The organism is Isoptericola sp. NPDC019693, assembly GCF_044389085.1.
GTDB lineage: Bacteria > Actinomycetota > Actinomycetes > Actinomycetales > Cellulomonadaceae > Isoptericola.
This window is the reverse complement of record NZ_JBIRXP010000005.1, coordinates 273,334-296,268: the sequence shown is the minus strand read 5'-3', so window position 1 is coordinate 296,268 and position 22,935 is coordinate 273,334. Positions and strand designations below refer to the sequence as shown.

The window sequence follows — 22,935 nt, the reverse complement described above, 5'->3', positions numbered from 1 at the left end:
CGCCGACCGTGAGACGGTCGGCGGCTTCGTCGCACCGGACGGGACTCACCAGATGCGCACGCGCTCCTCGGGCGCGAGCCACAGCGCGTCGTCGGGGCCCACGCCGTAGGTGGCGTGGAACTCGTCGAGGTTGCGGACCACGCCGTTGCAGCGGAACTCGTTGGGGGAGTGCGGGTCGGTGGCGATGCGGCGCACCACCTCCTCGTCGCGGCCCTTGGACTGCCACACCTGCGCCCAGCCGAGGAACACGCGCTCGAGGCCGGTGAGGCCGTCGACGACGGGCGCCTCGTCCAGCGTCGTGCCGAGCGCGATGCGGTACGCCTTGATCGCGATGGACAGGCCGCCGAGGTCGCCGATGTTCTCGCCGATCGTCAGCGCGCCGTTGACGTGCGGGCCGTCCTCGGGCAGCTGTGCCGGCCGGAACGCGTCGTACTGCGCGATGAGGGCCTGGGTGCGCTTGTCGAACTCGGTGCGGTCCGTCTCCGTCCACCAGTCCTCGAGGCGGCCGTCGCCGTCGTACTTCGAGCCCTGGTCGTCGAAGCCGTGGCCGATCTCGTGCCCGATGACGCCGCCGATGCCGCCGTAGTTCACGGCGTCGTCCGCGTCGGGGTCGAAGAACGGGGGCTGCAGGATCGCGGCCGGGAAGACGATCTCGTTCATGCCCGGGTTGTAGTAGGCGTTGACCGTCTGCGGGGTCATGAACCACTCGTCGCGGTCGATCGGGCGCCCGATCTTGCCGAGCTCGTGGTCCTGCTCGAACGCGTGCGCACGACGGACGTTGCCCACCAGGTCGGCGGCGTCGACCTCGAGGGCGGAGTAGTCGCGCCACTTCACCGGGTAGCCGACCTTGGGGGTGAAGCGCTCGAGCTTGGCGAGCGCCTTCACCTTCGTCTCGGGCGTCATCCAGTCGAGGGCCTCGATGGACTCGCGGTACGCGGCCACGAGGTTCGCGACCAGGGTGTCCATCCGCTCCTTGTGGTCCGGCGGGAAGTGGCGGGCCACGTACTGCTCGCCCACGGCCTCGCCGAGCGCCCGCTCGACGAGCGCGACGCCGCGCTTCCAGCGGTCGCGCACCTCCTGAGCGCCCGACAGCGTGCGGCCGTAGAAGTCGAAGTTCGCCTCCACGGTGGCGTCGTCCAGGTACGCGGCACGGGCGGTGACCAGGTGGAAGGCGGCCCACAGCTTCCAGTCGGCGAGCGGCTCGGTGCGCCACAGCTCCGCGAAGCCGGTGGCGAACGACGGCTCGCGCACCACCAGCGCGTCCAGCGCACCGGCGGGCGCGCCGAGCGCGGTCGCCCACGCGCGCCAGTCGAAGCCCGGGGCCCGGTCGACGAGGTCGGCGAGCGTCATCGGGTTGTAGGTGAGGTCGGCGTCGCGGTCGCGGACGACGTCCCAGTGGTGCCCCGCGAGCTTCGTCTCGAGGGCGAGCACGCGCTGCGCCGCGTCCTCGGGGTCGGCGCCCCACCCGGACGTGGCGGAGACGCCGGCGATGCGCAGCATGCGCGCCAGGTGCGGGGCGTACTTCTCGCGCACGGGCGCGTACTGGTCCTCGCGGTAGTACGCCTCGTCCGGCAGGCCGAGGCCGCCCTGCACGAGGTAGGTCACGTAGGTCTCGGGGTCCTTGGCGTCGTTGTCGACGTAGAACGCGACCGCGCCGCCCCCGCCCGTGCGCTGCAGCGCACCGAGCACGTCGACGAGCTCGGCGGGGGACGTCGCCCCGGCGATCTGGGCGAGCTCGTCGGCGATCGGTCCGGTGCCCAGCTGCTGCACCCGCTCGGTGTCGAGGAAGCTCGCGTACAGCGCGCCGATCTTGGCGGGGGTGGACGAGGGGTCGAGGTCGTCCGTGGCGGCCAGGTCCGTGATGATCTCGCGGACCCGCTCCTCCGACAGGTCGTGCAGCGCACGGAACGCGCCGTCCATGGCGCGGTCGGCGGGGATCTCGTGCTGGGCGATCCAGCGCCCGTTGACGTGACGGTAGAGGTCGTCCTGCGGGCGGACGGCCCGGTCGAGGGCGCTGAGGTCGATGCCGGACCGCAGCCCGGTGGCGTCGGCAGTCATGGCGTCACCCTACGGCGCTCCCCCCACGCGCGGCGCGGGCCGGGCACGGCGGGCGACGCGGGGCGGGACGTGGGGGAGAATGGCGTCATGCGTCTGCACATCGCCGCCGATCACGCCGGATACGAGCTCAAGACCCACCTGGTGGACCACCTGCGCGCCGCGGGCCACGACGTCGTCGACCACGGCGCCCACGAGTACGACGCGCAGGACGACTACCCCGCGTTCTGCATCGCCGCCGGCGAGGCCGTCGTCGCGGAGCCGGGCTCGCTCGGCATCGTCATCGGGGGCTCGGGCAACGGGGAGCAGATCGCGGCCAACAAGGTGGTCGGCGTGCGCGCCGTCCTCGCCTGGTCGCTGGAGACGGCGACGCTCGGGCGCCAGCACAACGACGCCAACGTCATCGCCGTCGGCGGGCGGATGCACCCGGTCGAGGAGGCGACGGCGTTCGTCGAGGCGTTCGTCGCCGAGCCGTTCAGCGGCGACGCCCGCCACCAGCGCCGCATCGACAAGATGGCCGCGTACGAGGCGTCCCACGACGTCTCCGCCATCGCCTGACGTGCCCGAGGGGCACACCGTCCACCGCCTCGCGCGGGCCCTGGACGGGCTGTTCGGCGGCGAGGTCCTCGCCGTGTCCAGCCCGCAGGGCCGGTTCGCCGGCGGCGCCGCGCTGCTCGACGGGCACCGACTGGTGGCCGCCGAGGCATGGGGCAAGCAGCTCTTCTGCGCGTTCGCGCCCGACCTGCCGGACGTGCCTGCCCGCGTGGGCCGGGAGCCCGGCGGCCCGCACGAACTCCGCTGGCTGCGGGTGCACCTGGGCCTGTACGGGGCATGGTCGTTCGCCGGGGACGGCAGCGCCGACGTCGTGCACGCGATCGGGGCGCCCCGGCGGCGCATCGGGGAGCGCGAGACGACGCCGGACGACAGCGGTGACGACGGCGCCGGTCCCGGCGGGGGATGGGCGCCGCCCGAGCCGCGCGGCGCCGTCCGCCTACGGCTGCTCGGCGCGCACGCCGTCGCCGACCTGACGGGGCCGACGGCGTGCGAGGTCCTCACCGGGGCGGAGAAGGCCGCCGTCGAGGCGCGGCTGGGCCCGGACCCGATCCGCGCGGACGGGGGCCGGGCCACGCCCGAGGCCGCCCGGGACGCGTTCGTCGCGCGTGTGCGCCGCTCGCGCGTGACGGTCGGCCAGCAGCTCATGGACCAGGCGGTGGTCGCGGGCGTCGGCAACATCTACCGGGCCGAGGCGCTGTTCCGCGCCGGCGTCGACCCGCTGCGTCCCGGCCGCGACGTGCCCGAGGCGGCCCTCGCGGGGATCTGGGACGACCTGGTCGTGCTCATGCGCGACGGCGCGGACCGCGGCGCGATCGTCACCACCCGGCCCGAGCACCGGGAGCCGGACGGCGGGGGCGCCCGCCCCACGCGGCAGAACACGGACGGCGAGCCCGGCGCCGTGCCCCGGGACGCGTCGTTCTACGTCTACCACCGCGACGGGCTGCCGTGCCGTGTCTGCGGTGCGCCCGTGCTCACCAAGGAGCTCGCAGGCCGCAACCTCTTCTGGTGCGGGGTCTGTCAGGTCTGAGGACCCGCGGGACCGGTGCCGCCCACGGTCAGAACACCCAGCCGCAGGCGGGAGCGAGCGGCCAGCCGAACGCCGCGGCCGCCCGGGCGAGCGCCCAGGGCGAGTGCTCGGCGACGAGCCCCGCCGCGGCCAGCGCGGCGAGCGACGTCCCGCCCAGGTAGGCGGCGCCGAGCTCCCTGACGTCGAGCTCCAGGTCGGGTGCGGCGTCGGTGCGCTCGCACGTCGCCTCGCCGAACGCGGCCGCGCGCAGCCGCCACGAGCCGGCGTTGTCGGGCAGCCGGTGGTCGGTGACGCCGAGGACCAGGTCGACGTCGGACTGGTAGCGGCGTCCGGCGAGGGCGGCCCGCACGTCGACGACCCGCACCCACACGTTGTCGGTGATCCGGGCGCCGGCGGCCCGCGGGTCGACGAGCAGGCTCATGACCGCGTCGTCGACGGGCAGCAGGAACGGGTCGGTGCTGCTCATGAGGTCCAGGTCGAGCAGCACGCCCCACAGGGCGCGCGCCGCGGCGGCGTCGAGGGCCACCACGTCGCCCAGGTGCACGGTGCCGCGGGGACCGGTGACCTGCCAGTCCATGGTGCGGCGGAAGGTCGCGTAGCCGCGCGGCTCGCCGTCGCGCTCGACGACGACGACGCGCAGCGACTCGCGGCCGCCCGCGCGGAACGCCTTCGGGTCGGCCCAGTAGCTCTCCCACAGCGCGTCGCTCTCCCGCGTGGCCCAGCCGGGCCGGTTGGGCGTCCCGCCGGAGGGGAGCCCGGGCGCCCGGTGCAGGCGCGCGACGAGCTCGCCGTGCCGGGCACGGTCGGCGTGCTCGACGCGCACCGTGTGCTCGTCCGCGCCCGGCACGTCGCGCAGCGCGGCCCCGCGAGGGACGGTGAGGCGCAGGTCGTCGGCCGCCTTGCCGTACCCGAACCGCCCGTAGATGGCGGCCTCGGCGGCGAACAGCGCGGAGAGCGCCTCGCCCCGCTGCCGGCACTCCTCGAGGTGGTGGTCGATCATCGCGGTGAGCAGACCCCGGCGGCGATGCTGGGGGTGCACGCCCACCCAGGTGAGGCCGGCCGTGGGCAGGGTGGCCCCGGGCACGGGGAAGCGGGAGAACGCGTAGGACGCGTGGATCGCGGCGAGCCCGCCGCCGGCCGCGTCCTCGTGCTCGACCCCGACGGTTCGTTCCCAGGTCAGGGGCAGCGGCAGCTCGCCGAACTCCGCGACCGAGTGCGGGTCGGGGAACGCCCAGGTGTCGAGATCGAGCAGTGCGTCGCGGTCGTCGGCGGTGAGGCGGCGGTGGTGGTAGCCGTCGGGCAGGACGGCGTGAGAACGATCGAAGGTCACCCGCTGATCGTGGCGCGCGCCCGGGCCGGAGGCCAGCGGATATCCGGGCCGCCGGGCACGACGCCGGCGGTCCGTGGGACGCACCGTCGTCGAGGTCGGACGTCCGCCGTAGGGTCGCCGTGTGCACGCCGCCGACGAACCAGCCACCGGGCCGACCGAGGAGCCGATCGAGGAGCCGACCGAGGAGCAGACCGGGGACCCGCTGGACGGACCCGACGAGTACGCGTCCGCGGTGCTCGCCCTCGTGCGCCGCATCCCGTCCGGCCGGGCGATGACGTACGGCCTCGTCGCCGAGATCGTCGGTGAGCGGCTCGGGCGCGGCGGGCCGCGGCAGGTCGGCAACGTCATGGCCGGCTCGGGCGACCGCTACGCGCACCTCGTGCCGGACGGCGCCGCGGTGATCGGGCCCGTGCAGGACAACCATCCCGTGCCCTGGTGGCGCGTGGTGAACGCGTCCGGCGCACCGCCCGCGCGGCACCTCACCGCGGCGCTCGACGCGCTGCGCGCCGAGGGCTGCCCGCTGACGCGCGACGGCCGGCGCGTGGACCTGCGGCGTGCCGTCTGGTTCCCCGAGGACGACTGACGCCGGGGAGGTCCGGCCGGGGCGGCGTCAGGCCTTCTTCGGCGCCACACGAGCAGCGGCCGCGCCGGCCGTCGCGCGCACACGGGCGCCCAGGGGCGTGCCGCCGCCGGCGTCCGTGCGGGCCGCCTGGGAGGCGGCGAGCACCGTGAGCATCGACGACGGGTCGCCCTGCAGCAGCATCGTGGTCAGCGCCGTCCCGTCCCAGCGGGTCAGGTCGCGGGCGACCTTGTCCGCGGGGCCGACCAGGGCCACCTCCTCGACGAGCTCGGTCGGGACGGCGCGGGCGGCGTCCTCCCGGCGTCCGGCCAGGAACAGCGCCTGGACCTCGTCGAGCTCCGCCGCGTAGCCGAGCCGGTCCAGCGAGGCCTTGTGGAAGTTCGCCTCCTTCGACCCCATCCCGCCGGCATACAGGGCGATGTGGGGCCGGATGACGTCCGCGGCCGCCTCGACGTCGTCGCGCACGACGACGGGCACCGTGGCGAGCACCTCGAACTCTGACGAGGGCGTGCGCCGGTCCGAGCGCTGCGCGAACCCGGAGGCGAGCAGCTCGCGGTGCTCGGCGTCGGCCCGCGGCGCGTAGAAGCCTGCCATCCAGCCGTCGGCGATCTCGGCGGCGAGGGCCACGTTCTTGGGCCCCTGGGCGGCCAGCACGATCGGGATGTCCGCCCGGCGCGGGTGCACGGTCGGCTTGAGGGCCTTGCCGAGGCCGGTGGCCCCGGGGGCGTCCGCGGGGAGCGGGAGGCGGAAGAACTCGCCGTCGGCGGTCACGGGGCGCTCGCGGGCGAACACCTGCCGCACCACGTCGACGTACTCGCGGGTGCGGGCGAGCGGGCGGCGGTACGGCTGCCCGTACCAGCCCTCGACGACCTGCGGGCCCGAGGCCCCGAGCCCCAGCACGAAACGACCGCCCGAGAGGTGGTCGAGGGTGATCGCCTGCATGGCGGTGGCGGTCGGGGTGCGGGCCGCCATCTGCGCGATGCCGGTGCCGAGCCGGAGCCGCCGCGTGCGCGAGCCCCACCAGGCGAGCGGGGTGAACGCGTCCGAGCCGTACGCCTCCGCGGTCCAGACCGAGTCGAGGCCCAGCGCCTCGGCCGCGACGAGCGCGGGCACGACGCCCTTCGGGGGCTTGCGAGACCAGTAGCCGGTCTGGATGCCGATGCGCAGGGTGCTCATGGGGCGGGGTGCTCCTCGTCGAGATGGTGCCGTCGTCCCGATGTGTCCGATACCAGGAGTACGGGGTAATGCCCGTCACACCCTAACCGACGTCGTGCGCGCGGCGGACCAGGGCGACGGCACGTCCACACGTCCACATCGCCGTCCACCTCCGCGTCCACCTCCGCGTGCGGCGGCCAGGGGCTAGGTTCGGAGGATGGTGACGATCGACGACGCGGCCCGGGCCGCTGCGGCGCTGCCCGAGGTCACCGAGACGACGACGTTCCGGAACCGGGCGTGGGCGGTGGCCGGTCGGGTGTTCGCGTGGCACCGGCCGTTCAGCAAGGCCGACCTGAAGCGGTTCGGCGACGAGCCGGTGCCCTCCGGGCCGATCCTCGCCGTCGTCGTCGAGGACCTGGGGGAGAAGGAGGCCGTGCTCGCCGCCCGCCCCGAGACGCTGACCATCCCGCACCTCGACGGTGTGCCCGTGGTGCTCGCCCGCCTGGACGCGGTCGACGACGCCGCGCTGCGCGAGCTCCTCGTGGACGCGTGGTTCGCGAAGGCGCCACGGCGCCTCGCGGAGGCGCACCGGGGCCTGCTCGCCTGAGACCGTCCTCTGGGCGAGGCGGCGGGCTCAGCCGCGGCGGGAGCGGTCGGCCATGGCGTTGAGCAGGGCCGCCGCGTCCGCGGCGTCGTCGACCGTGACCGCGAACGACCGCCCGCCGGTGCGCTCGACGAGCAGCGCCTCGCCCGACCGCAGCACCACGCCCACGCGCCCGTCGCGAGCGGTGCGCCAGCCCCAGCCGCCGTAGTCCCGCAGCGGCCGCACCTGGGTCACCGAGGCGCGCACCACCTCGCGGGCCGGGACGTGGGTGCCCGGCCACCGGACCGCCGACCGCACCGTGAGTCCGGTGGCGTCCACGCGCACCGTGAAGGCGAACATCGTGGCGAACAGCGCGGCGAGCACGGCGGGCACGACCAGCATCGTCCACTCGCCCGTGAGGGCCGAGGCGAGCGCGGTCAGCGCGACGGCGACCGCGCCGACGGCGAGGCCGGGGCCGCCCGTGGCGCGGCGCAGCCAGACCGCGCGCTCGCCGTCCCGCAGCTCGGCCCGCGGGGCGTCGTCCGGCACCGGCTGGCGGGCCGGCATCGCGGGGTCGCCCGGGACGAGCGCGGCGGCGATCCCCGCCGGCACGAGCGGCAGGAGGATGCTCGCCAGCATCGTGCCGCCGGACAGCTCGACCTGGGAGGCGTCCGTGAGGCCCCGCTGCGGGGCGAGCGTCCCGACCACGATCGCCGCCATGAACGCGCCCGACCACACGCAGCCCGCCGCGGCGATGCGGCGCGTGGAGGCGGCGGCACCCTGCGTGATGCCGATGGCGGCGAAGAGCGCGCAGAGGCCGATCGTCGTCGCGAGGCCCACGAGGGCGATCGCGGTCGGTGCCATGAAGCCGTCGGGTGCGCCGCTGCCGCTCCAGTGCGAGGCGATCTGCGCCGGCAGCTCGTCCCGCCACGCCAGGACCACCGCAGCCGCGCCGAGCGCGAACAGCAGGCCGACGAGCGACGACCATGCCATCGCGCGGCGCGCGCGCGGGCGCCACACCTCCGCGGCGGAGGCTGCTCGCGGGGTGCCGGGCGGGGGAGCGGTGGTCATCGGTGCATCGCCTCCGTGACGAGGGTGGTGGTGGTCTGGACGGAGAGCCCGGCCCGGTGGGCCGCGGCGGCCAGCTCGGTGACCGCGCGCTCGACGTCGGCGAGGTCGACGGCGGGGGCGGCGGACGCGACGACGGCGCCGCGCCCCCGGCGCAGCTCGAGCGTGCCGTCGTCGCGCAGCACCTGGTAGGCGCGCAGCACGGTGTGCATGTTGAGCTCGAGCGAGGCCGCGAGCTCCCGGGCCGCGGGGAGCCGTTCGCCCGGGCGGAGCGTGCCGTGCGCGACGGCGAGGCGCACCTGCGCGACCAGCTGCGCGTACAGCGGTTCGTCGCTCGTCGGGTCGATGCGCCACATCACGGCGGCAGGCTAGTTGTTCTACGACTACTAGAACAAATCGCGAGCGAGCCCGGACGACGACGGCCCGTGCGCCCGCCGACGAGGCGGTGGGCGCACGGGCCGTGGCGGCGGGCCGTCAGATGACGTACTCGAGCAGCTCCGAGGCGTCCTCGACGTGCTGACCGTGGTCCGGGCGGTGGCCCGGGGTGCGGGCGTGCGCGGGCACCCCCACGGCCACCATGCCGTTCGGCACGTCACGGGTGACGACGGCGTTCGCGCCGATCTGCGCGTCGTCCCCGATCCACAGCGGGCCCAGGATCTTGGCGCCGGCGCCCACCATGACCCGGTCTCCCAGGGTCGGGTGCCGCTTGCCCCGTGTCATCGACCGCCCGCCCAGGGTGGACCCGTGGAACAGCACGCAGTCGTCGCCGACGACCGCCGTCTGGCCGATGACCACGCCCATGCCGTGGTCGATGAAGAGCCGCCGACCGATCCGCGCCCCCGGGTGGATCTCGATCCCGGTGATCCAGCGGGCGGCCTGCGACAGCAGCCGTGCGGGCAGGCGCAGGCCGGGCCGGTGCCACATGCGGTGGCTGACCCGGTGCGCCCACACGGCGTGCACGCCCGGGTAGCCCAGCGCGACCTCGAACCGGGAGCGGGCCGCCGGGTCGTGGGCGTGCGCCGCCTCGAGGTCCTCGGCGAGGATCTCGACCAGGTGGCGCAGGCCCGGCCGGTGCCCGGCCGGCATCGGGTGGTCGATGTCGCCGTCGAGGTCCTCGTGGGGAGCCCCGGCGGGAGCGGTGCGGCGGCTCGACACGTCAGTCCAGCAGGTCCGAGTAGAGGATCGTGGACAGGTAGCGCTCGCCGAAGTCGGGGATGACGACGACGATCAGCTTGCCGGCGCTCTCGGGCCGCTTCGCGACCTCGAGGGCCGCCGCCAGCGCGGCGCCGGACGAGATGCCGACCAGCAGGCCCTCCTCCTTGGCGGCGCGTCGCGCGAGCTCGACGGACGTCTCGGCGTTGACGTCGACGACCTCGTCGTAGACCTCGGTGTCGAGGATCTCGGGCACGAAGTTCGCGCCGATGCCCTGGATCTTGTGCGGGCCGGGGGCGCCGCCGTTGAGGATCGCGGACTCCTCGGGCTCCACCGCGACGACCTTCACCTCCGGCTTGCGCTCCTTGAGCACCTGCCCGACGCCCGTGATCGTGCCGCCCGTGCCGATGCCGGCCACGACGACGTCGACCGCGCCGTCGGTGTCCTCCCAGATCTCCTCGGCGGTGGTCTCGCGGTGGATCTTCGGGTTGGCCTCGTTGGCGAACTGGCTGGCGAGGATCGCGCCCGGACGCTCGGCGGCGATCTTCTCGGCGGCCGCGACGGCGCCCTTCATGCCCTCCGCGCCCGGCGTGAGCACGAGCTCCGCGCCGTACGCGCGCAGCAGCGCGCGGCGCTCCTTGGACATCGTCTCGGGCATCGCGAGAACCACGTTGTAGCCGCGCGCGGCGCCGACCCAGGCCAGCGCGATACCGGTGTTGCCGGAGGTGCCCTCGACGATGGTGCCGCCCGGCTGCAGGGCGCCCGACGCCTCGGCGGCGTCGATGATCGAGACGCCGATGCGGTCCTTGACGGAGTTGGCGGGGTTGTAGAACTCGAGCTTCGCGACGACCGTCGCGTCGAGGCCGGCGGCGAGACGGTTCAGCCGGACGAGCGGGGTGCGGCCGATGAGCTTCGTCGCGTCGTCGTAGATGCGTGCCATGGGTGATGTTCCTTCTCGAGGGTGCGTGCGGGCGAGGTGGTGCGGGTGTGCCGGCGTGTGCGGGGCGAGACCTCGAGCGGTTCTCGGGGAGTCGCAGCGCAGGGGCGCCGGCGAGGTCGGGCGAGCGCCGCACGGTCGTCGGGGACCCGCCGGCGGGCGGGTCGGACGTGACGTGGACGCTCTATCGACAGCATCGCGGCGTCGTCGCCGCGGCGCACGCCGGGGTGCGGAGCGTCGACGCCGGCACCGTCCTCCCGTGGGAGGCGAGGGCGGACGAGGGGGCGACGCGGCGGACGTTCGTCATGGCCGGCCCTCCTCGTGATGGGTGCGGTTGCTGCTGCTGTCGTGCTCGTGCCTGTCTCAGGCTGCGGCGCCGAGCCTAACCAGGAGCCGACCGATCGACAAGGAGCATCCCATTCATCGGCGGTGTCGATCGGTCACGAGACACCTCGGGCCCGGGTGGTCCAGGGGAGGTGGGGGAAGGTAAGGAGGGGAGCGGGCGACGGGAATCGAACCCGCGTAGCCAGTTTGGAAGACTGGGGCTCTACCATTGAGCTACGCCCGCACGGCCACCCCGCGACGTCGTCGCCGGGGTGGGAACGCGGGCCAACCCTAGCAAAGGTCCGGGGCCCCCGAACCGGCCGTCCGTGCACGTCGTGGCACCGCCCTGACCCGGCGGCACTACACTGACCGAGGCCCCGCCCGACGGCGGGCCGCGGGGTGTGGCGCAGCTTGGTAGCGCATCTGCTTTGGGAGCAGAGGGTCGCTGGTTCGAATCCAGTCACCCCGACCGAGAACGTGGGCAATCTCCGGGTCTCACCCGGCAGGTGCTCTCCTGTGCGGTCGGTACGTCATCCCCCGTAGAACGACCGCAGCAGCGGTGCCAGGAGCGCGGGGTCGGGGACGTGCCCGGGGGCGGCGACGGTGGCTCGCGCCCCACGCGGGATCAGCTCGGCCACGGCGTCCGCGGCGGCGCCGAAGAAGTCGACGGGGAGCCCTGCGGAATGGGGGTCCGGCGTGACCCCGGTGGTCAGCAGCACCTCCCGGGTCACCTCCGCCAGCCGAGCGGGGGGCGCCCCGTCCCCGAGACAGGCGGCGTCGTACCTCAGCGTCGGGGCGAGGGCGCGCAGCGCCGGCCAGAACCCGGAGCGCTCGGCCTCCGCGACGTCCTCGTCCGAGGAGCCGGCCAGATGCATGAACAGCCGCAGGGCCTGGTCACGGTCGCCCGCGTCGAGCGCCTCGGCGAGCCGAGCGGTGTAGTCCGTCCAGGCGCCGAGGAGCTCGTCGCCGACCAGGTACGGGACCTCGTGGGCGGCGATGCGGCCCACCGGCAGGCCGCTCGCCGCCGCCTCCAGGGCGAGCGCGCCGCCCGTCGACGCGCCGAACAGGTGCGCGTGGCCACCGGTGGCCCTCACGACGGCGGCGAGGTCCTCGACCTCGCGCTGCAGGGCGTACGGCAGGGTGTCGCCGCTGTCGCCTCGGCCGCGGCGGCGATATACGACGACGGAGAGCACGTCCGCCAGTTCCTCGCCCAGGGCGAGGTTCTCGGTGCCGTCGTCGAGGCCGCCGCCGACGAGCACCAGCGTCGGGCCTCGGTCGCTCAGCCGGTCGTACCCGATGGGCGTGCCGTCGGCCGAGATCACCTGAGCCATCGCTTCCTCCCTCGTCGACGACGACACGGACCCTTCGAGGCGCTGGGAGCTCCTACGGTAGGAGTGCGCAGCCCTTCTCCGGAAGGCCTGGTGGGGCGGAGGCGTCGCGACCTGTGCGGGTCTCGCGGCTCGCCCGTCGATCGGCCGCCGTCGAGCGCGCTGATCTGGAAGGATCTGCCCCCGATCGCCGACGGACGGCGACCGACGTGCGAGGAGAACCTGATGACCACCCCGGACCCCTACACGCCAGGCACGCCCGAGCCGGGGGCGACGCCCTCCGGTGGTCGCGAGCCCCAGCAGCCCGCCCCGGGTCAGCCGGCGCCGGGCCAGGCCTACCCCGGCCCGACGGACGCCGGCCAGGCCTACCCCGCGGCCCCGCAGGGCCCCGGGCCGTACCCGGCGGCCCCGCCGCCCGGGCAGTACGCCCCGGCTTACGGGCAGCCGCCGCAGAACCCCGGCAAGACGCTCGGCATCGTCGGTCTCGTCCTCGGCTTCTTCGGGCCGCTGTCGCTGGTCGGCCTCGTCCTGTCGATCGTCGGCCTGGTGAAGTCGCGCAAGGTCGGGCAGCCGAACGGTGTCGCCGTCGCGGGCATCATCGTGAGCGGCCTGGTGCTCGTCGGGACGGTCATCGTGGGCGTCGCCCTGGGCGTCGGCGTCGCGCACATCGTCGAGACGTGCGGTGATCTCGGCCCGGGCACCCACGTCGTGGACGGCATCACCTACACCTGCTCCTGACGCGAGATCTCCCCACGACTCTCCCCACGACGTCGGGGCGACGAGGGCCGTCCGGTGCGCGTGCCGGTGTGACACGCACGGCTGCCGGGCGGCCCTCGTCGTGGCGTAGGATGGACGGGTTGCCCGTACGCCCGTCGTACGGTCCCGCACCCAGCGCCGCAGCAACCAGGCCGGCTCTCGCCGGTGAGACGCGCGCGCAGCACCCGAACCGTTGGAGACCATCGAAGTGAAGAGCGCCGTCGAGACCCTGGAGCCCACCAAGGTCAAGCTGACCGTCGAGGTGGAGTACGACGAGCTCAAGCCGAGCATCGACCACGCGTACAAGCACATCGCCGAGCAGGTGAACATCCCCGGGTTCCGCAAGGGCAAGGTTCCCCCGCGCATCATCGACCAGCGCGTCGGCTGGGGTGCGGTCGTCGAGCACGCGGTGAACGACGCGCTGTCGAACTTCTACCGCGACGCCGTCACGGCCGAGTCGCTGCGCCCCCTGGGCCAGCCCGAGGTCGAGGTGACCGAGATCCCGGCCAAGGCCGGCGAGGGCCAGCTCGCGTTCACCGCCGAGGTCGAGGTCCGCCCCGAGATCACGCTCCCCGAGCTGTCCGGCATCGACATCACGGTGGACTCCACCGAGGTGAGCGACGAGGACGTCACCGAGCGCCTCGACGCGCTGCGCGAGCGCTTCGGCACCCTCGTGGGCGTCGACCGCCCGGCCGCCGAGGGCGACTACGTCGTCATCGACCTCAAGGCCGTCATCGGCGACGAGGAGATCGACTCGGTCTCCGGCGTCTCCTACCAGATCGGCGCCGGCAACATGCTGGAGGGCCTCGACGAGGCGCTCACCGGCCTGTCGACGGACGAGACCACGACCTTCGCCACGAAGCTCGCCGGCGGCGAGCACGAGGGCGAGGAGGCGCAGGTCACCGTCACGGCCACGGCCGTCAAGGAGCGCGACCTGCCGACGCCGGACGACGACTTCGCCCAGCTCGCCTCGGAGTTCGACACCCTCGACGAGCTGACCGCGGACCTGCGCGAGCAGGTCGCGTCGATCAAGACCTCGAACCAGGCGGTCGCGGCGCGCGACCTGCTGCTGGAGAAGCTGCTCGAGGCCGTCGAGGTCCCGGTGCCGTCGGGCGCCGTCGAGGCCGAGGTGCACCGCCACCTGGAGTCGGAGAACCGGCTCGAGGACGACGAGCACCGTGCCGAGGTCACCGAGGACGCCACCAAGGCCCTCAAGAACCAGATCCTCCTCGACACGCTCGCGGAGAAGCTCGAGGTCCAGGTCGGCCAGGGCGAGCTCGTCGAGTACCTGGTCCAGGCGTCGCAGCAGTACGGCATGGACCCGAACCAGTTCATCTCGACCCTCGACCAGGGCGGTCAGATCCCCGCCATGGTCGGTGAGGTCGCGCGCTCCAAGGCCCTCGCCGTGGCGCTGCGCGAGATCGAGGTCAAGGACTCCGACGGCAACGTCGTCGACCTGACCGAGTTCATCGGGACCGAGGAGGACGACGCCGCGGCCGCCGAGGTCGAGGAGCCCGCCGAGTCCACCGACGCCGCCGCGTCGTCGGACGAGGCGGCGGCGGAGGCTTCCGAGGAGACGGCCAAGGCCTGACCCCCGGGGTCGCCACGACCCGCACCGCCGACGGCCCGCCTCGTCCTCACGGACGAGGCGGGCCGTCGGCGTTCTCGCGCCGGCGTCGCGCCTCGCCGCGCAGCACCGCTGCGACACCGAGGCCGCTCAGCGCGAGCCCGGCCCCGGTGGCCGGGGAGAGCGGCTCGCCGAAGAGCGCGGCGCCGGCGAGCGTGGTGGTCGGGACGACGAGGAAGAGGAGCGCATTGAGTGTCGTGACGTCCACGCGCCGCAGCAGCGACCAGTAGAGGCCGTAGGCGGCCAGCGACGGCACGAGCGCGAGGAAGACGGTCGACACCCAGAAGTCGGCGTCGGCTGGGGGCAGAGCCGTCCCCGTCACGAGCGCGAGGACCGAGAGGGCGAGCGCGGCCACCGTCGCGTGCAGGGCGAGCATGGGCACGGCCGGCGCGGCCGGCACGTCCGCCGGACGGCGCCGCTCCAGGAACGTCGCGGCCACCAGAGCGGCGACGGCGGCGACGGGGAGCGCATACGCCCACGCGGGCGCGGAGGTGACCCGCAGGTCGGCCGCCACGAGCACCGTGACGCCGGCGAGGGCCGTCCCCAGGCCCGCCCACTGCAGCCGGCGCACGCGCTGCCCGAGCAGCGGTCCGACCAGCGTGGCGACCAGCACGGGCTGCACGGCGTCCACCAGCGACGTCGCGCCCGTGCTCACGCCCAGGGCGATCGCGCCGTAGACGGGCAGCACGTACCCGACCTGGGAGAGCAGCCCGACGACGACGTGGTGCGCCGTGACGCGGGGCGGGGCGAGGAGCGTCGCCGCGCCGGCGCCCGGGGAGGGCCGCGGGGCGCGGCGCCGCCGGCGGTGGGCGAGACGGGCGACCCCGAGGGCGACGCCGAGCGTCGCCACGACGACCACGAAGCGCCACAGCAGCAGCGTCGGCACCGGTGCCTGCCCCGTGCCGAGCTTCGCGCCGACGAAGCCCGAGCTCCACGACAGCACGAACGCGACGGACGCGAGGGTGGTCACGACCCCCGCGGGTATACCGATCTGTTTACTCATCGCTAGGACTATACAGATCGGTATAGTGGGTCGCATGTCCGAGCAGACCACCCTCACGCCCGCCGCGCGCAGGATCCTCGACGCCGCCTCGCGGCTCTTCTACGCCCGCGGGCTGCACGCCGTCGGCGTCGACACCATCGCGGCGGAGGCGGGGGTCACCAAGAAGACCCTGTACGACCGCTTCGGCTCGAAGGAGGCGCTCGAGGTCGCGTACCTCCGCGCCCGCGACGCCCGCTGGGAGGAGCGCCTGCGCGAGAGTCTCGCCGCGCACCCCGCGCCCGGAGTCGAGCGCGTGCTCGCCCTCTTCGACGCCGTCGACGGCTGGATGGCCGTGGAGGGCGGGCGCGGGTGCGCGGCGATCAACGCGCGGGCGGAGGTCGACGACCCGGCGCACCCGGTCGCCGTCGAGGTCGCCCGCCAGAAGGCGTGGGTGCGGGAGCTGGTGCGCGCGGAGTGCCGGGCGGCCGGGCTGGCGCGTCCCGACGAGCTGGCCGAGGCTCTGGTGCTCCTCTACGGCGGCGCCCTCGCGGCCTCGGGCGTCGGTACCCCGCCCGAGCCCTTCCGCGCCGCGCGCACCGCCGCGCGGACGCTGTGCGAGGCCCACCGTCCGTGAGTCGTGGCGGCGCCCCGTCGGGGCGTGTGCGCCAGCAGCGAAAAGGACCGTCGCCGGGACGTTTCGCGTGCCCACCGCACGTTAGGGTCGATCGACGGCGATGACGAAGGAGACGGACGTGAACGACTTGCTGCGGATGGACGGTGCGACGCCGGTGGCGCGCGCCGATGGCCCGGGCCTCGGCCTCAACGACTCCATCTACAACCGGCTCCTCAAGGAGCGCATCATCTGGCTGGGCTCGGAGGTGCGCGACGAGAACGCGAACGCCATCTGCGCCCAGATGATGCTGCTGGCCGCGGAGGACCCCGACAAGGACATCTGGCTGTACATCAACAGCCCGGGCGGCTCCATCACGGCCGGCATGGCGATCTACGACACCATGCAGTACATCAAGCCCGACGTCGCGACCATCGCGATGGGCATGGCCGCCTCGATGGGGCAGTTCCTGCTCTCCTCGGGCGCGAAGGGCAAGCGCTACATCACCCCGCACGCCCGCGTGCTGATGCACCAGCCGTCGGGCGGCGTGGGCGGCACCGCGACCGACGTGCGGATCGGCGCGCAGCTGATCATGCACATGAAGAAGGTGCTCTCCGAGCTGACGGCCGAGCAGACCGGGCAGTCGCTGGAGACGATCCTCAAGGACAACGACCGCGACAAGTGGTTCACCGCGGACGAGGCGCTCGAGTACGGCTTCGTCGACCACGTGGTCACCAACGCCGCCTCGGTCTCGGGCGGTGGCGGCGCGTCGGGCTCCTGACCCGAGCCCACCCGCCCCCGGAACCCACCGACTTCCCACCCGAGGAGAACACCGTGAGCTACTCAGACGAGTACCAGTTCGCAATGCGGGCCCAGAACCTGGCGGGCGCCGCGGCGCGTCCCGGCGGCGTCGCGCTCCCGCACGGCGCTCCGACGTCGCGCTACGTGCTGCCCCAGTTCGAGGAGCGCACCGCGTACGGCTTCAAGCGCCAGGACCCGTACACCAAGCTGTTCGAGGACCGCATCATCTTCATGGGCGTCCAGGTCGACGACGCGTCGGCGGACGACATCATGGCGCAGCTGCTGGTCCTGGAGAGCCAGGACCCCGACCGCGACATCATGATCTACATCAACTCGCCGGGCGGGTCGTTCACGGCCATGACGGCGCTGTACGACACGATGCAGTTCATCAAGCCGCAGATCCAGACGGTGTGCCTCGGCCAGGCGGCGTCCGCCGCGGCCGTGCTGCTCGCCGCCGGCCAGCCGGGCAAGCGCCTCGCGCTGCCGAACGCCCGCGTGCTGATCCACCAGCCCGCGATGGAGGGCGGCGGCTACGCGCAGGCGTCCGACATCGAGATCCACGCCAACGAGCTCATCCGCATGCGCGAGTGGCTCGAGTCGACGCTGGCGGCGCACACGGGCAAGTCCGAGGAGCAGGTGCGCGAGGACATCGAGCGCGACAAGATCCTCACCGCCGCGCAGGCGAAGGACTACGGTCTGGTGGACCAGGTGCTCGAGAGCCGCAAGCCGGCCGCTCTGGCGCCGCGCTGACCTGCACGTTCGTGGGGTCCGCGGCCTCCCGGGAGGGAGGTCGCGGGCCCCGCGACACGACGCACCGGGGCGCTCGGCTGACAACGACGCCCCCGTGGTGTGGAATGGACGCAGGACCCAGTACTCAGGACGTGCACTCACGAGATGGAGGCTCCCGGTGGCTCGGATCGGTGACGGCGCAGACCTGCTGAAGTGCTCGTTCTGCGGGAAGTCGCAGAAGCAGGTCAAGAAGCTGATCGCCGGACCCGGCGTGTACATCTGCGACGAGTGCATCGACCTGTGCAACGAGATCATCGAGGAGGAGCTCGGCGAGGCGGCCGAGCTGGGGCTCACGGAGCTGCCGAAGCCGCGCGAGATCTTCGACTTCCTCGAGCAGTACGTCATCGGCCAGGAGCCGGCCAAGCGCGCGCTGGCCGTGGCGGTCTACAACCACTACAAGCGGGTCCAGGCGGGCGAGGCCCAGCGCGACGGCGACGACGCCGTCGAGATCGCGAAGTCCAACATCCTGCTCATCGGGCCCACCGGCACCGGCAAGACCTACCTCGCGCAGACGCTGGCCAAGATGCTCAACGTCCCCTTCGCCATCGCGGACGCCACGGCCCTCACGGAGGCCGGCTACGTGGGCGAGGACGTCGAGAACATCCTCCTCAAGCTCATCCAGGCCGCCGACTACGACGTCAAGAAGGCCGAGACGGGCATCATCTACATCGACGAGGTCGACAAGGTGGCCCGCAAGGCGGAGAACCCGTCGATCACTCGCGACGTGTCCGGCGAGGGCGTGCAGCAGGCGCTCCTGAAGATCATCGAGGGCACGACGGCGTCGGTGCCCCCGCAGGGCGGGCGCAAGCACCCGCACCAGGAGTTCATCCAGATCGACACCACGAACGTGCTGTTCATCGTGGCGGGCGCGTTCGCCGGCCTCGACGACATCGTGGCCTCCCGCGCCCGCAAGCGCGGCATCGGGTTCAGCGCCCCCATGGAGACGGTCGTCGACGACGACCTGTTCGCCGAGGTGCGCCCCGAGGACCTGCAGAAGTACGGCCTCATCCCCGAGTTCATCGGGCGCCTGCCCGTCATCGCGTCCGTGTCCCCGCTGGACCGTGACGCGCTGGTCCGGATCCTCACCGAGCCGCGCAACGCCCTCGTCAAGCAGTTCCAGCGCATGTTCGAGATCGACGGCGTGGAGCTCGAGTTCGAGCAGGACGCCGTGGAGGCGATCGCCGAGCAGGCGCTGCTGCGGGGTACCGGCGCGCGCGGCCTGCGCGCCATCATGGAGGAGGTCCTCCAGCAGGTGATGTTCGACGTGCCCAGCCGTGACGACGTCGAGCGGGTGGTCGTGAGCCGCGAGGTCGTCATGGAGAACGTCAACCCGACCCTCGTGCCCCGCACCTCGCCCGTGCGGCGCCGCACGCCGCGGGAGAAGTCGGCCTGACCGAGGCCGGGCCGGCGGGTCGCCGGCCCCCGGGCCTCAGCGGGCGTAGAGCGCGTCGATCTCGTCCGCGAAGTCGCGCAGCACGGCGTCCCGCTTCACCTTCAACGACGGCGTCAGGTACTCGTTCGCCTCCGTGAAGTCGCCGTCGAGCACCCGGAACTCGCGGATCGACTCCGCGCGGGACACAGCTGTGTTGGCCTCCTCGACGGCGGCGTCGAGCGCCGCCAGCACACGCGGGTCGGTGCGCGCGGAACCCACCGACATCGGTGGGATGCCCTGCGTGGCGAGCCAGCCGGGCAGCATCTCGGCGTCCAGGGTGACGAGGGCGCCGATGAACGGGCGCTTGTCGCCCACGACGACCACCTGGGACACGAGCGGATGGGCGCGCACCCGGTCCTCCAACGGCGCCGGGGCCACGTTCTTGCCGCCCGCGGTGACGATGATCTCCTTGGTGCGGCCCGTGATGCGCAGGTGCCCCTCGTCCAGGGCGCCCAGGTCCCCCGTGCGGAACCAGCCGTCCACCAGCGCGTCGGCGGTGAGGTCCGGGCGCCCCCGGTACCCGCGGAAGAGGTGCGGGCCCGCGACGAAGACGGCGCCGTCGTCGTCGATCCGCACCGACGTGCCGGGGAACGGCGGCCCGACCGTGCCGATCCGCAGGTCGGACGGCAGGTTCACGGCCGTCGGAGCGGTCGTCTCGGTGAGCCCGTAGCCCTCCAGCACGGTGAGCCCCGCGCCCCGGAAGAAGTGGCCGAGGCGGTCACCCAGCGGCGCACCGCCCGAGATCGCGTACCGCAGCGAGCCGCCCATCGCGGCGCGCAGCTGCGACAGCACCAGCCGGTCGGCCAGTGCGTGCCGGGCCCGCAGCGTCGCCGGGACGCGTCCGGTGTCGAGGGCGCGCGAGTACTGGCCGGACACGCGCGCGGCCCAGGCGAACACCCGCCGCCGGGTGCGTGACCCCGCCCGCTGCTCGGCCGAGTTGTAGACCTTTTCGAACACGCGCGGGACGGCGAGCAGGAACGTGGGCCGAAACGTCCGGAGGTCGTCGGTGAGCGTCCTGACGTCGGGCAGGTGGCCGAGCACCGCGCTGCTGGCGATCACCGCGACCTGGATGAGCCGGGCGAAGACGTGCGCCAGCGGCAGGAAGAGGACGGTGCGCGCGCCGTCGGCCTCCATGAGCTCGGGCAGGGCGAGCCGGGCGTTCATCGCGAGGTGCGCGAAGTTGCCGTGCGTGAGCTCGGCGCCCTTGGGGCGGCCCGTGGAGCCGGAGGTGTAGACGATCGTGGCGAGGTCGTCGCGGCGCACGGCGTCGCGCCGGGCGGCGACGTCCCGGGCCGGCACGGAGCTCCCCGCCTCGCGCAGGTCGTCGACGGCGCCCGTCGCGATGACGAGCACGTCCTCGAGGGCGGGCAGCTCGTCGTCCACCTGGCGCACGGCGTCGGCGTGCGCCGGCGTCTCCACCACGACGACCCGGGCGCCGGAGTCCTCGAGGATCCAGCGCACCTGCTCGGGGGAGGAGGTCTCGTACACCGGCACGACGACGGCGCCGGCCGCCCAGGCGGCGAAGTCGAGGAGCGTCCACTCGTAGCGGGTGCGGGACATGATCGCGACCCGGTCGCCGGGCTCGATCCCACGGGCGACCAGACCACGGGCCACGGCCATGACGTCCGCCTGGAACTCGCCGGCGGAGACGGGCACCCAGGCGCCGCCGGAGGCCGCGCGCCGCTCGACGAGCGGCCGGTCGCCGGCCCGGGCGACCCGGTCCGCCAGCAGCGTGCTGATGCTCGTATCCTCGGGGACGTCCACGAGGCTCGGGGTCGTCGCGACCGTCATCTGCTCTCTCTCCGTGCGTGCGGGGTGCGGGGCGGCGTCCTGCAGCCTCCGGCGGGCCCACGGGGTGCCCGACCGGTCCCCGGTCGGCGTGCGGGCCGACGTGGGACCTTACACGCTCGGCGCGCCTCGTAGGATCGAGTCATGCCCGACACCCCTCACGACGTCCCCCAGGACTCCGCCCCGCGTCCCGCGACGGACGGGATGCCCCAGGAGATCCTGGAACTGCGCGCCAGCATCGACAACATCGACGCCGCGCTCGTGCACCTGCTGGCCGAGCGCTTCAAGATGACGCGGCGCGTGGGCGAGCTCAAGGCCGTGGGCGGGCTGCCGCCCGCCGACCCGTCGCGCGACCGCCAGCAGGTCGACCGTCTCAAGGGCCTCGCGGAGGGCGCCGGGCTCGACCCCGAGTTCACGGAGCAGTTCCGCAACTTCATCGTCTCCGAGGTGATCCGGCACCACGAGCGCATCGCCGCGGAGCACGCCGCCGGGCGCCTCAAGGGCGAGCTGCCGGCCCTGGACACCTACGCTTGAAGAGGTGAGATCTGACCTGGTCCGGTCCGGGTCGGCGGGGTCGCGCCGCTTCGCGTGACGGGGTGGCGTCCGGCGCGTTTCCGTCGCAGGCTGGAGGCTCAGCCCGACGACGGACACCTGGGGGACCACGGATGAAGATCGACTGGCTCAAGCCCCTCGTCGGACGCCCCGGACCGTTCGCGACCGTCTACCTGGACGCGACGCCCTCGGCCGAGGCGGGCGACAGGGACGTCGCGAACCGGTGGCGGGCGGTGCGGCGCTCCTTGGAACGGCAGGCCGCGCCCGCGGGCGTGCTGGACGCGCTCGAGGCCGCCGCCCTGCGACCCACGCGCGCGGCCGGCGCCCACGGCCGCGTGCTCATCGGCTCGGACGCGGGCGTCGCGGTGGACCGCGTGCTGCGCAACCCGCCGGCCGTCGCGACCGGCGCCTGGCTGCCCGTGCCGGTGCTGCTGCAGGCGGCCCAGGCGACGGACGAGGCGGTCGACGCCCTCTGCGTGGCGGTCGACCGCAGCGGCGCGGACTTCTGGCCCTGCGACGCGGGCGGACGGCCCGGCGGGGCCCGCGAGACGTTCGAGGGCCCGAACGACGAGGTGAGCAAGACCTCCAGCACGGGGACCAAGCGCGCGATCATCGAGTCGCGGGCGGAGGACTCCTGGAAGCGCAACGCCGCGGCCGTGGCGACCGAGATCGACCGGCGCGTCGCCGAGGGGAACCCGGAGGTGGTGCTGCTCACGGGTGACGTGCGCGCGGTGAACCTGGTGCGCGGGGAGCTGGGGCAGGAGGCGGCACGGCGGACCGTGGAGGTCGCGGGCGGCGGGCGGGGCCCGGGCGTCCGCGCGGACACGTTCGAGGCCGGCGTCGAGGACGCCCTCGACTCCTTCCGGGAGCGTCGGCGCGAGCTGGTCCTGGCCGAGTACCGCCAGGACCAGGGCCGCGAGGAGGGGGCCGTGTCGTCGGTCGACGACGTCGTCGCCGTCCTCGCCCGCGGCCAGGTCAAGGCCCTGGTGCTGGCCGAGCAGATCGCGATCGACTCGGCGTCGGCCCTGGCGGCCACCGCCGGGGGAGCGGGCGGGGCCGACGGACTGCTCGGCGGGCGCACGCTGTGGATCGGGCCGGACCCGATGCACATCGCGACCTCCCGGGCGGACCTCGTGGACCTCGGCGTGACCGACGGCCTCGAGGAGCTGCCCGCGACGTCCGCCCTCCTGCGCGCCGCCATCGCCCAGGACGCCGAGCTGACGTTCGCGCCCGAGGGGTCCGTCGACCTGATGGACGGCGTCGGCGCCACGCTGCGCTGGCACGACGACGGCACGCCGAAGGAGGTCGCCGCCACCATGAGCGGTGACGGGGAACGGTTCACCACGCCGAGATAGAGAACCCGGACCCGCGAGATAGAGAGGGGGGCGGGGCGCGCCCGGTGGGGGGCCCCCCCCCCAGTGTCTGCGCCGCGGAGGCCGTGGGGGGGGGGGGCGGGGGGGCGCCCCCCCCCGCCGCGGGGGGGCCCGGGGCCCCCCGCGCCGCC

22 protein-coding genes and 2 tRNA genes are annotated in these 22,935 nt (G+C 74.1%); 13 read left to right on the top strand and 11 right to left on the bottom strand.

The window, feature by feature from the left end; all coding sequences use genetic code 11:
- Positions 1 to 45: 45 nt before the first annotated feature.
- Positions 46 to 2,058, bottom strand: a complete 2,013-nt coding sequence (locus tag ACH436_RS16510) for a M13 family metallopeptidase (RefSeq protein WP_430561277.1) — start codon at positions 2,056 to 2,058, stop codon at positions 46 to 48.
- An 87-nt stretch (positions 2,059 to 2,145) separates the two neighbouring features.
- On the opposite strand from ACH436_RS16510, the gene ACH436_RS16505 reads away from it, so the two are divergent.
- Together ACH436_RS16505 and ACH436_RS16500 are read left to right on the top strand one after the other, a co-directional pair.
- The gene (locus tag ACH436_RS16505) at positions 2,146 to 2,613 is read left to right on the top strand and encodes a ribose-5-phosphate isomerase (RefSeq protein WP_430561276.1); all 468 of its coding nucleotides are present in this window, start codon (positions 2,146 to 2,148) and stop codon (positions 2,611 to 2,613) included.
- Position 2,614: 1 nt separating this feature from the next.
- Positions 2,615 to 3,637 (top strand): Fpg/Nei family DNA glycosylase, encoded by a 1,023-nt coding sequence (locus ACH436_RS16500; RefSeq protein WP_430561275.1) that lies wholly within the window; start codon positions 2,615 to 2,617, stop codon positions 3,635 to 3,637.
- Positions 3,638 to 3,665: 28 nt separating this feature from the next.
- Here ACH436_RS16500 and ACH436_RS16495 read toward each other — a convergent pair whose 3' ends face one another.
- Positions 3,666 to 4,967, bottom strand: a complete 1,302-nt coding sequence (locus ACH436_RS16495) for a GNAT family N-acetyltransferase (RefSeq protein ID WP_430561274.1) — start codon at positions 4,965 to 4,967, stop codon at positions 3,666 to 3,668.
- 166 nt (positions 4,968 to 5,133) lie between these two features.
- Between ACH436_RS16495 and ACH436_RS16490 the strand changes: the two genes are divergently transcribed.
- On the top strand, positions 5,134 to 5,550 hold the full coding sequence (locus ACH436_RS16490) for an MGMT family protein (RefSeq protein WP_430561347.1): 417 nt from the start codon (positions 5,134 to 5,136) through the stop codon (positions 5,548 to 5,550).
- A gap of 27 nt (positions 5,551 to 5,577) precedes the next feature.
- Here ACH436_RS16490 and ACH436_RS16485 read toward each other — a convergent pair whose 3' ends face one another.
- Positions 5,578 to 6,714 (bottom strand): LLM class F420-dependent oxidoreductase, encoded by a 1,137-nt coding sequence (locus ACH436_RS16485; protein WP_430561346.1) that lies wholly within the window; start codon positions 6,712 to 6,714, stop codon positions 5,578 to 5,580.
- A 205-nt stretch (positions 6,715 to 6,919) separates the two neighbouring features.
- On the opposite strand from ACH436_RS16485, the gene ACH436_RS16480 reads away from it, so the two are divergent.
- Positions 6,920 to 7,309, top strand: a complete 390-nt coding sequence (locus tag ACH436_RS16480; RefSeq protein WP_430561273.1) for an MmcQ/YjbR family DNA-binding protein — start codon at positions 6,920 to 6,922, stop codon at positions 7,307 to 7,309.
- Positions 7,310 to 7,336: 27 nt separating this feature from the next.
- Here ACH436_RS16480 and ACH436_RS16475 read toward each other — a convergent pair whose 3' ends face one another.
- The 5 genes from ACH436_RS16475 to ACH436_RS16455 form a co-directional block, all read right to left on the bottom strand.
- Positions 7,337 to 8,356 carry a DUF1648 domain-containing protein gene (locus tag ACH436_RS16475; protein WP_430561272.1) on the bottom strand — a complete coding sequence of 340 codons (1,020 nt, stop codon included), beginning with the start codon at positions 8,354 to 8,356 and terminating at the stop codon, positions 7,337 to 7,339.
- Positions 8,353 to 8,709 carry a GntR family transcriptional regulator gene (locus ACH436_RS16470; protein ID WP_430561345.1) on the bottom strand — a complete coding sequence of 119 codons (357 nt, stop codon included), beginning with the start codon at positions 8,707 to 8,709 and terminating at the stop codon, positions 8,353 to 8,355. The genes ACH436_RS16475 and ACH436_RS16470 overlap by 4 nt, the downstream gene beginning before the upstream one ends.
- A 118-nt stretch (positions 8,710 to 8,827) precedes the next feature.
- Positions 8,828 to 9,439, bottom strand: a complete 612-nt coding sequence (gene epsC / locus ACH436_RS16465) for a serine O-acetyltransferase EpsC (protein ID WP_430561344.1) — start codon at positions 9,437 to 9,439, stop codon at positions 8,828 to 8,830.
- A gap of 70 nt (positions 9,440 to 9,509) precedes the next feature.
- Positions 9,510 to 10,445: a cysteine synthase A gene (gene cysK / locus ACH436_RS16460; RefSeq protein WP_430561271.1), complete on the bottom strand. Its 936-nt coding sequence runs from the start codon at positions 10,443 to 10,445 to the stop codon at positions 9,510 to 9,512.
- A gap of 494 nt (positions 10,446 to 10,939) precedes the next feature.
- A tRNA-Gly gene (locus tag ACH436_RS16455) sits at positions 10,940 to 11,010 on the bottom strand.
- Positions 11,011 to 11,161: 151 nt separating this feature from the next.
- Here ACH436_RS16455 and ACH436_RS16450 point away from each other — a divergent pair.
- Positions 11,162 to 11,235 (top strand) — tRNA-Pro (locus ACH436_RS16450).
- 61 nt (positions 11,236 to 11,296) lie between these two features.
- On the opposite strand, the gene ACH436_RS16445 is transcribed toward ACH436_RS16450, so the two are convergent.
- Complete coding sequence (locus ACH436_RS16445; RefSeq protein WP_430561270.1) at positions 11,297 to 12,097, bottom strand: alpha/beta fold hydrolase; 801 nt, start codon at positions 12,095 to 12,097, stop codon at positions 11,297 to 11,299.
- 222 nt (positions 12,098 to 12,319) lie between these two features.
- Between ACH436_RS16445 and ACH436_RS16440 the strand changes: the two genes are divergently transcribed.
- Positions 12,320 to 12,832, top strand: a complete 513-nt coding sequence (locus ACH436_RS16440) for a DUF4190 domain-containing protein (protein WP_430561269.1) — start codon at positions 12,320 to 12,322, stop codon at positions 12,830 to 12,832.
- A gap of 226 nt (positions 12,833 to 13,058) precedes the next feature.
- A complete protein-coding gene (gene tig, locus ACH436_RS16435) occupies positions 13,059 to 14,441 on the top strand; it encodes a trigger factor (protein ID WP_430561268.1) in 1,383 nt (460 codons plus the stop codon).
- 46 nt (positions 14,442 to 14,487) lie between these two features.
- On the opposite strand, the gene ACH436_RS16430 is transcribed toward tig, so the two are convergent.
- Entirely contained in the window at positions 14,488 to 15,480 is a 993-nt protein-coding gene (locus ACH436_RS16430) for a DMT family transporter (protein ID WP_430561267.1), read from the bottom strand.
- Between the two features lie 34 nt (positions 15,481 to 15,514).
- On the opposite strand from ACH436_RS16430, the gene ACH436_RS16425 reads away from it, so the two are divergent.
- From ACH436_RS16425 to clpX, 4 genes are all read left to right on the top strand, one after another.
- Positions 15,515 to 16,093: a TetR/AcrR family transcriptional regulator gene (locus ACH436_RS16425; RefSeq protein ID WP_430561266.1), complete on the top strand. Its 579-nt coding sequence runs from the start codon at positions 15,515 to 15,517 to the stop codon at positions 16,091 to 16,093.
- Between the two features lie 136 nt (positions 16,094 to 16,229).
- On the top strand, positions 16,230 to 16,850 hold the full coding sequence (locus ACH436_RS16420) for an ATP-dependent Clp protease proteolytic subunit (RefSeq protein ID WP_430547200.1): 621 nt from the start codon (positions 16,230 to 16,232) through the stop codon (positions 16,848 to 16,850).
- A gap of 83 nt (positions 16,851 to 16,933) precedes the next feature.
- The gene (locus ACH436_RS16415; protein WP_430549947.1) at positions 16,934 to 17,620 is read left to right on the top strand and encodes an ATP-dependent Clp protease proteolytic subunit; all 687 of its coding nucleotides are present in this window, start codon (positions 16,934 to 16,936) and stop codon (positions 17,618 to 17,620) included.
- A 157-nt stretch (positions 17,621 to 17,777) separates the two neighbouring features.
- A complete protein-coding gene (gene clpX, locus ACH436_RS16410) occupies positions 17,778 to 19,052 on the top strand; it encodes an ATP-dependent Clp protease ATP-binding subunit ClpX (protein ID WP_430561265.1) in 1,275 nt (424 codons plus the stop codon).
- Positions 19,053 to 19,088: 36 nt separating this feature from the next.
- On the opposite strand, the gene ACH436_RS16405 is transcribed toward clpX, so the two are convergent.
- Complete coding sequence (locus ACH436_RS16405; protein WP_430561264.1) at positions 19,089 to 20,882, bottom strand: AMP-dependent synthetase/ligase; 1,794 nt, start codon at positions 20,880 to 20,882, stop codon at positions 19,089 to 19,091.
- Positions 20,883 to 21,023: 141 nt separating this feature from the next.
- Here ACH436_RS16405 and ACH436_RS16400 point away from each other — a divergent pair, with 141 nt between their 5' ends.
- Positions 21,024 to 21,413, top strand: coding sequence for a chorismate mutase (locus tag ACH436_RS16400; RefSeq protein WP_430561263.1), 390 nt, complete (start codon positions 21,024 to 21,026; stop codon positions 21,411 to 21,413).
- A 131-nt stretch (positions 21,414 to 21,544) separates the two neighbouring features.
- On the top strand, positions 21,545 to 22,786 hold the full coding sequence (locus tag ACH436_RS16395; RefSeq protein ID WP_430561262.1) for a hypothetical protein: 1,242 nt from the start codon (positions 21,545 to 21,547) through the stop codon (positions 22,784 to 22,786).
- The last annotated feature ends 149 nt before the right edge of the window (positions 22,787 to 22,935 follow it).

Excerpts from the sequence above, each read along its gene's own strand:
- ACH436_RS16415 (WP_430549947.1), top strand. The coding sequence starts at position 16,934 with ATGCGGGCCCAGAACCTGGCGGGCGCCGCGGCGCGTCCCGGCGGCGTC.
- ACH436_RS16440 (WP_430561269.1), top strand. The coding sequence starts at position 12,320 with ATGACCACCCCGGACCCCTACACGCCAGGCACGCCCGAGCCGGGGGCG.
- ACH436_RS16400 (WP_430561263.1), top strand. The coding sequence starts at position 21,024 with ATGCCCGACACCCCTCACGACGTCCCCCAGGACTCCGCCCCGCGTCCC.
- ACH436_RS16475 (WP_430561272.1), bottom strand. The coding sequence starts at position 8,356 with ATGACCACCGCTCCCCCGCCCGGCACCCCGCGAGCAGCCTCCGCCGCG.
- ACH436_RS16395 (WP_430561262.1), top strand. The coding sequence starts at position 21,545 with ATGAAGATCGACTGGCTCAAGCCCCTCGTCGGACGCCCCGGACCGTTC.
- cysK (WP_430561271.1), bottom strand. The coding sequence starts at position 10,445 with ATGGCACGCATCTACGACGACGCGACGAAGCTCATCGGCCGCACCCCG.
- ACH436_RS16505 (WP_430561276.1), top strand. The coding sequence starts at position 2,146 with ATGCGTCTGCACATCGCCGCCGATCACGCCGGATACGAGCTCAAGACC.
- ACH436_RS16445 (WP_430561270.1), bottom strand. The coding sequence starts at position 12,097 with ATGGCTCAGGTGATCTCGGCCGACGGCACGCCCATCGGGTACGACCGG.
- ACH436_RS16480 (WP_430561273.1), top strand. The coding sequence starts at position 6,920 with ATGGTGACGATCGACGACGCGGCCCGGGCCGCTGCGGCGCTGCCCGAG.
- ACH436_RS16510 (WP_430561277.1), bottom strand. The coding sequence starts at position 2,058 with ATGACTGCCGACGCCACCGGGCTGCGGTCCGGCATCGACCTCAGCGCC.
- ACH436_RS16470 (WP_430561345.1), bottom strand. The coding sequence starts at position 8,709 with ATGTGGCGCATCGACCCGACGAGCGACGAACCGCTGTACGCGCAGCTG.
- ACH436_RS16405 (WP_430561264.1), bottom strand. The coding sequence starts at position 20,882 with ATGACGGTCGCGACGACCCCGAGCCTCGTGGACGTCCCCGAGGATACG.
- ACH436_RS16420 (WP_430547200.1), top strand. The coding sequence starts at position 16,230 with ATGGACGGTGCGACGCCGGTGGCGCGCGCCGATGGCCCGGGCCTCGGC.
- ACH436_RS16425 (WP_430561266.1), top strand. The coding sequence starts at position 15,515 with ATGTCCGAGCAGACCACCCTCACGCCCGCCGCGCGCAGGATCCTCGAC.
- ACH436_RS16430 (WP_430561267.1), bottom strand. The coding sequence starts at position 15,480 with ATGAGTAAACAGATCGGTATACCCGCGGGGGTCGTGACCACCCTCGCG.
- epsC (WP_430561344.1), bottom strand. The coding sequence starts at position 9,439 with ATGCCGGCCGGGCACCGGCCGGGCCTGCGCCACCTGGTCGAGATCCTC.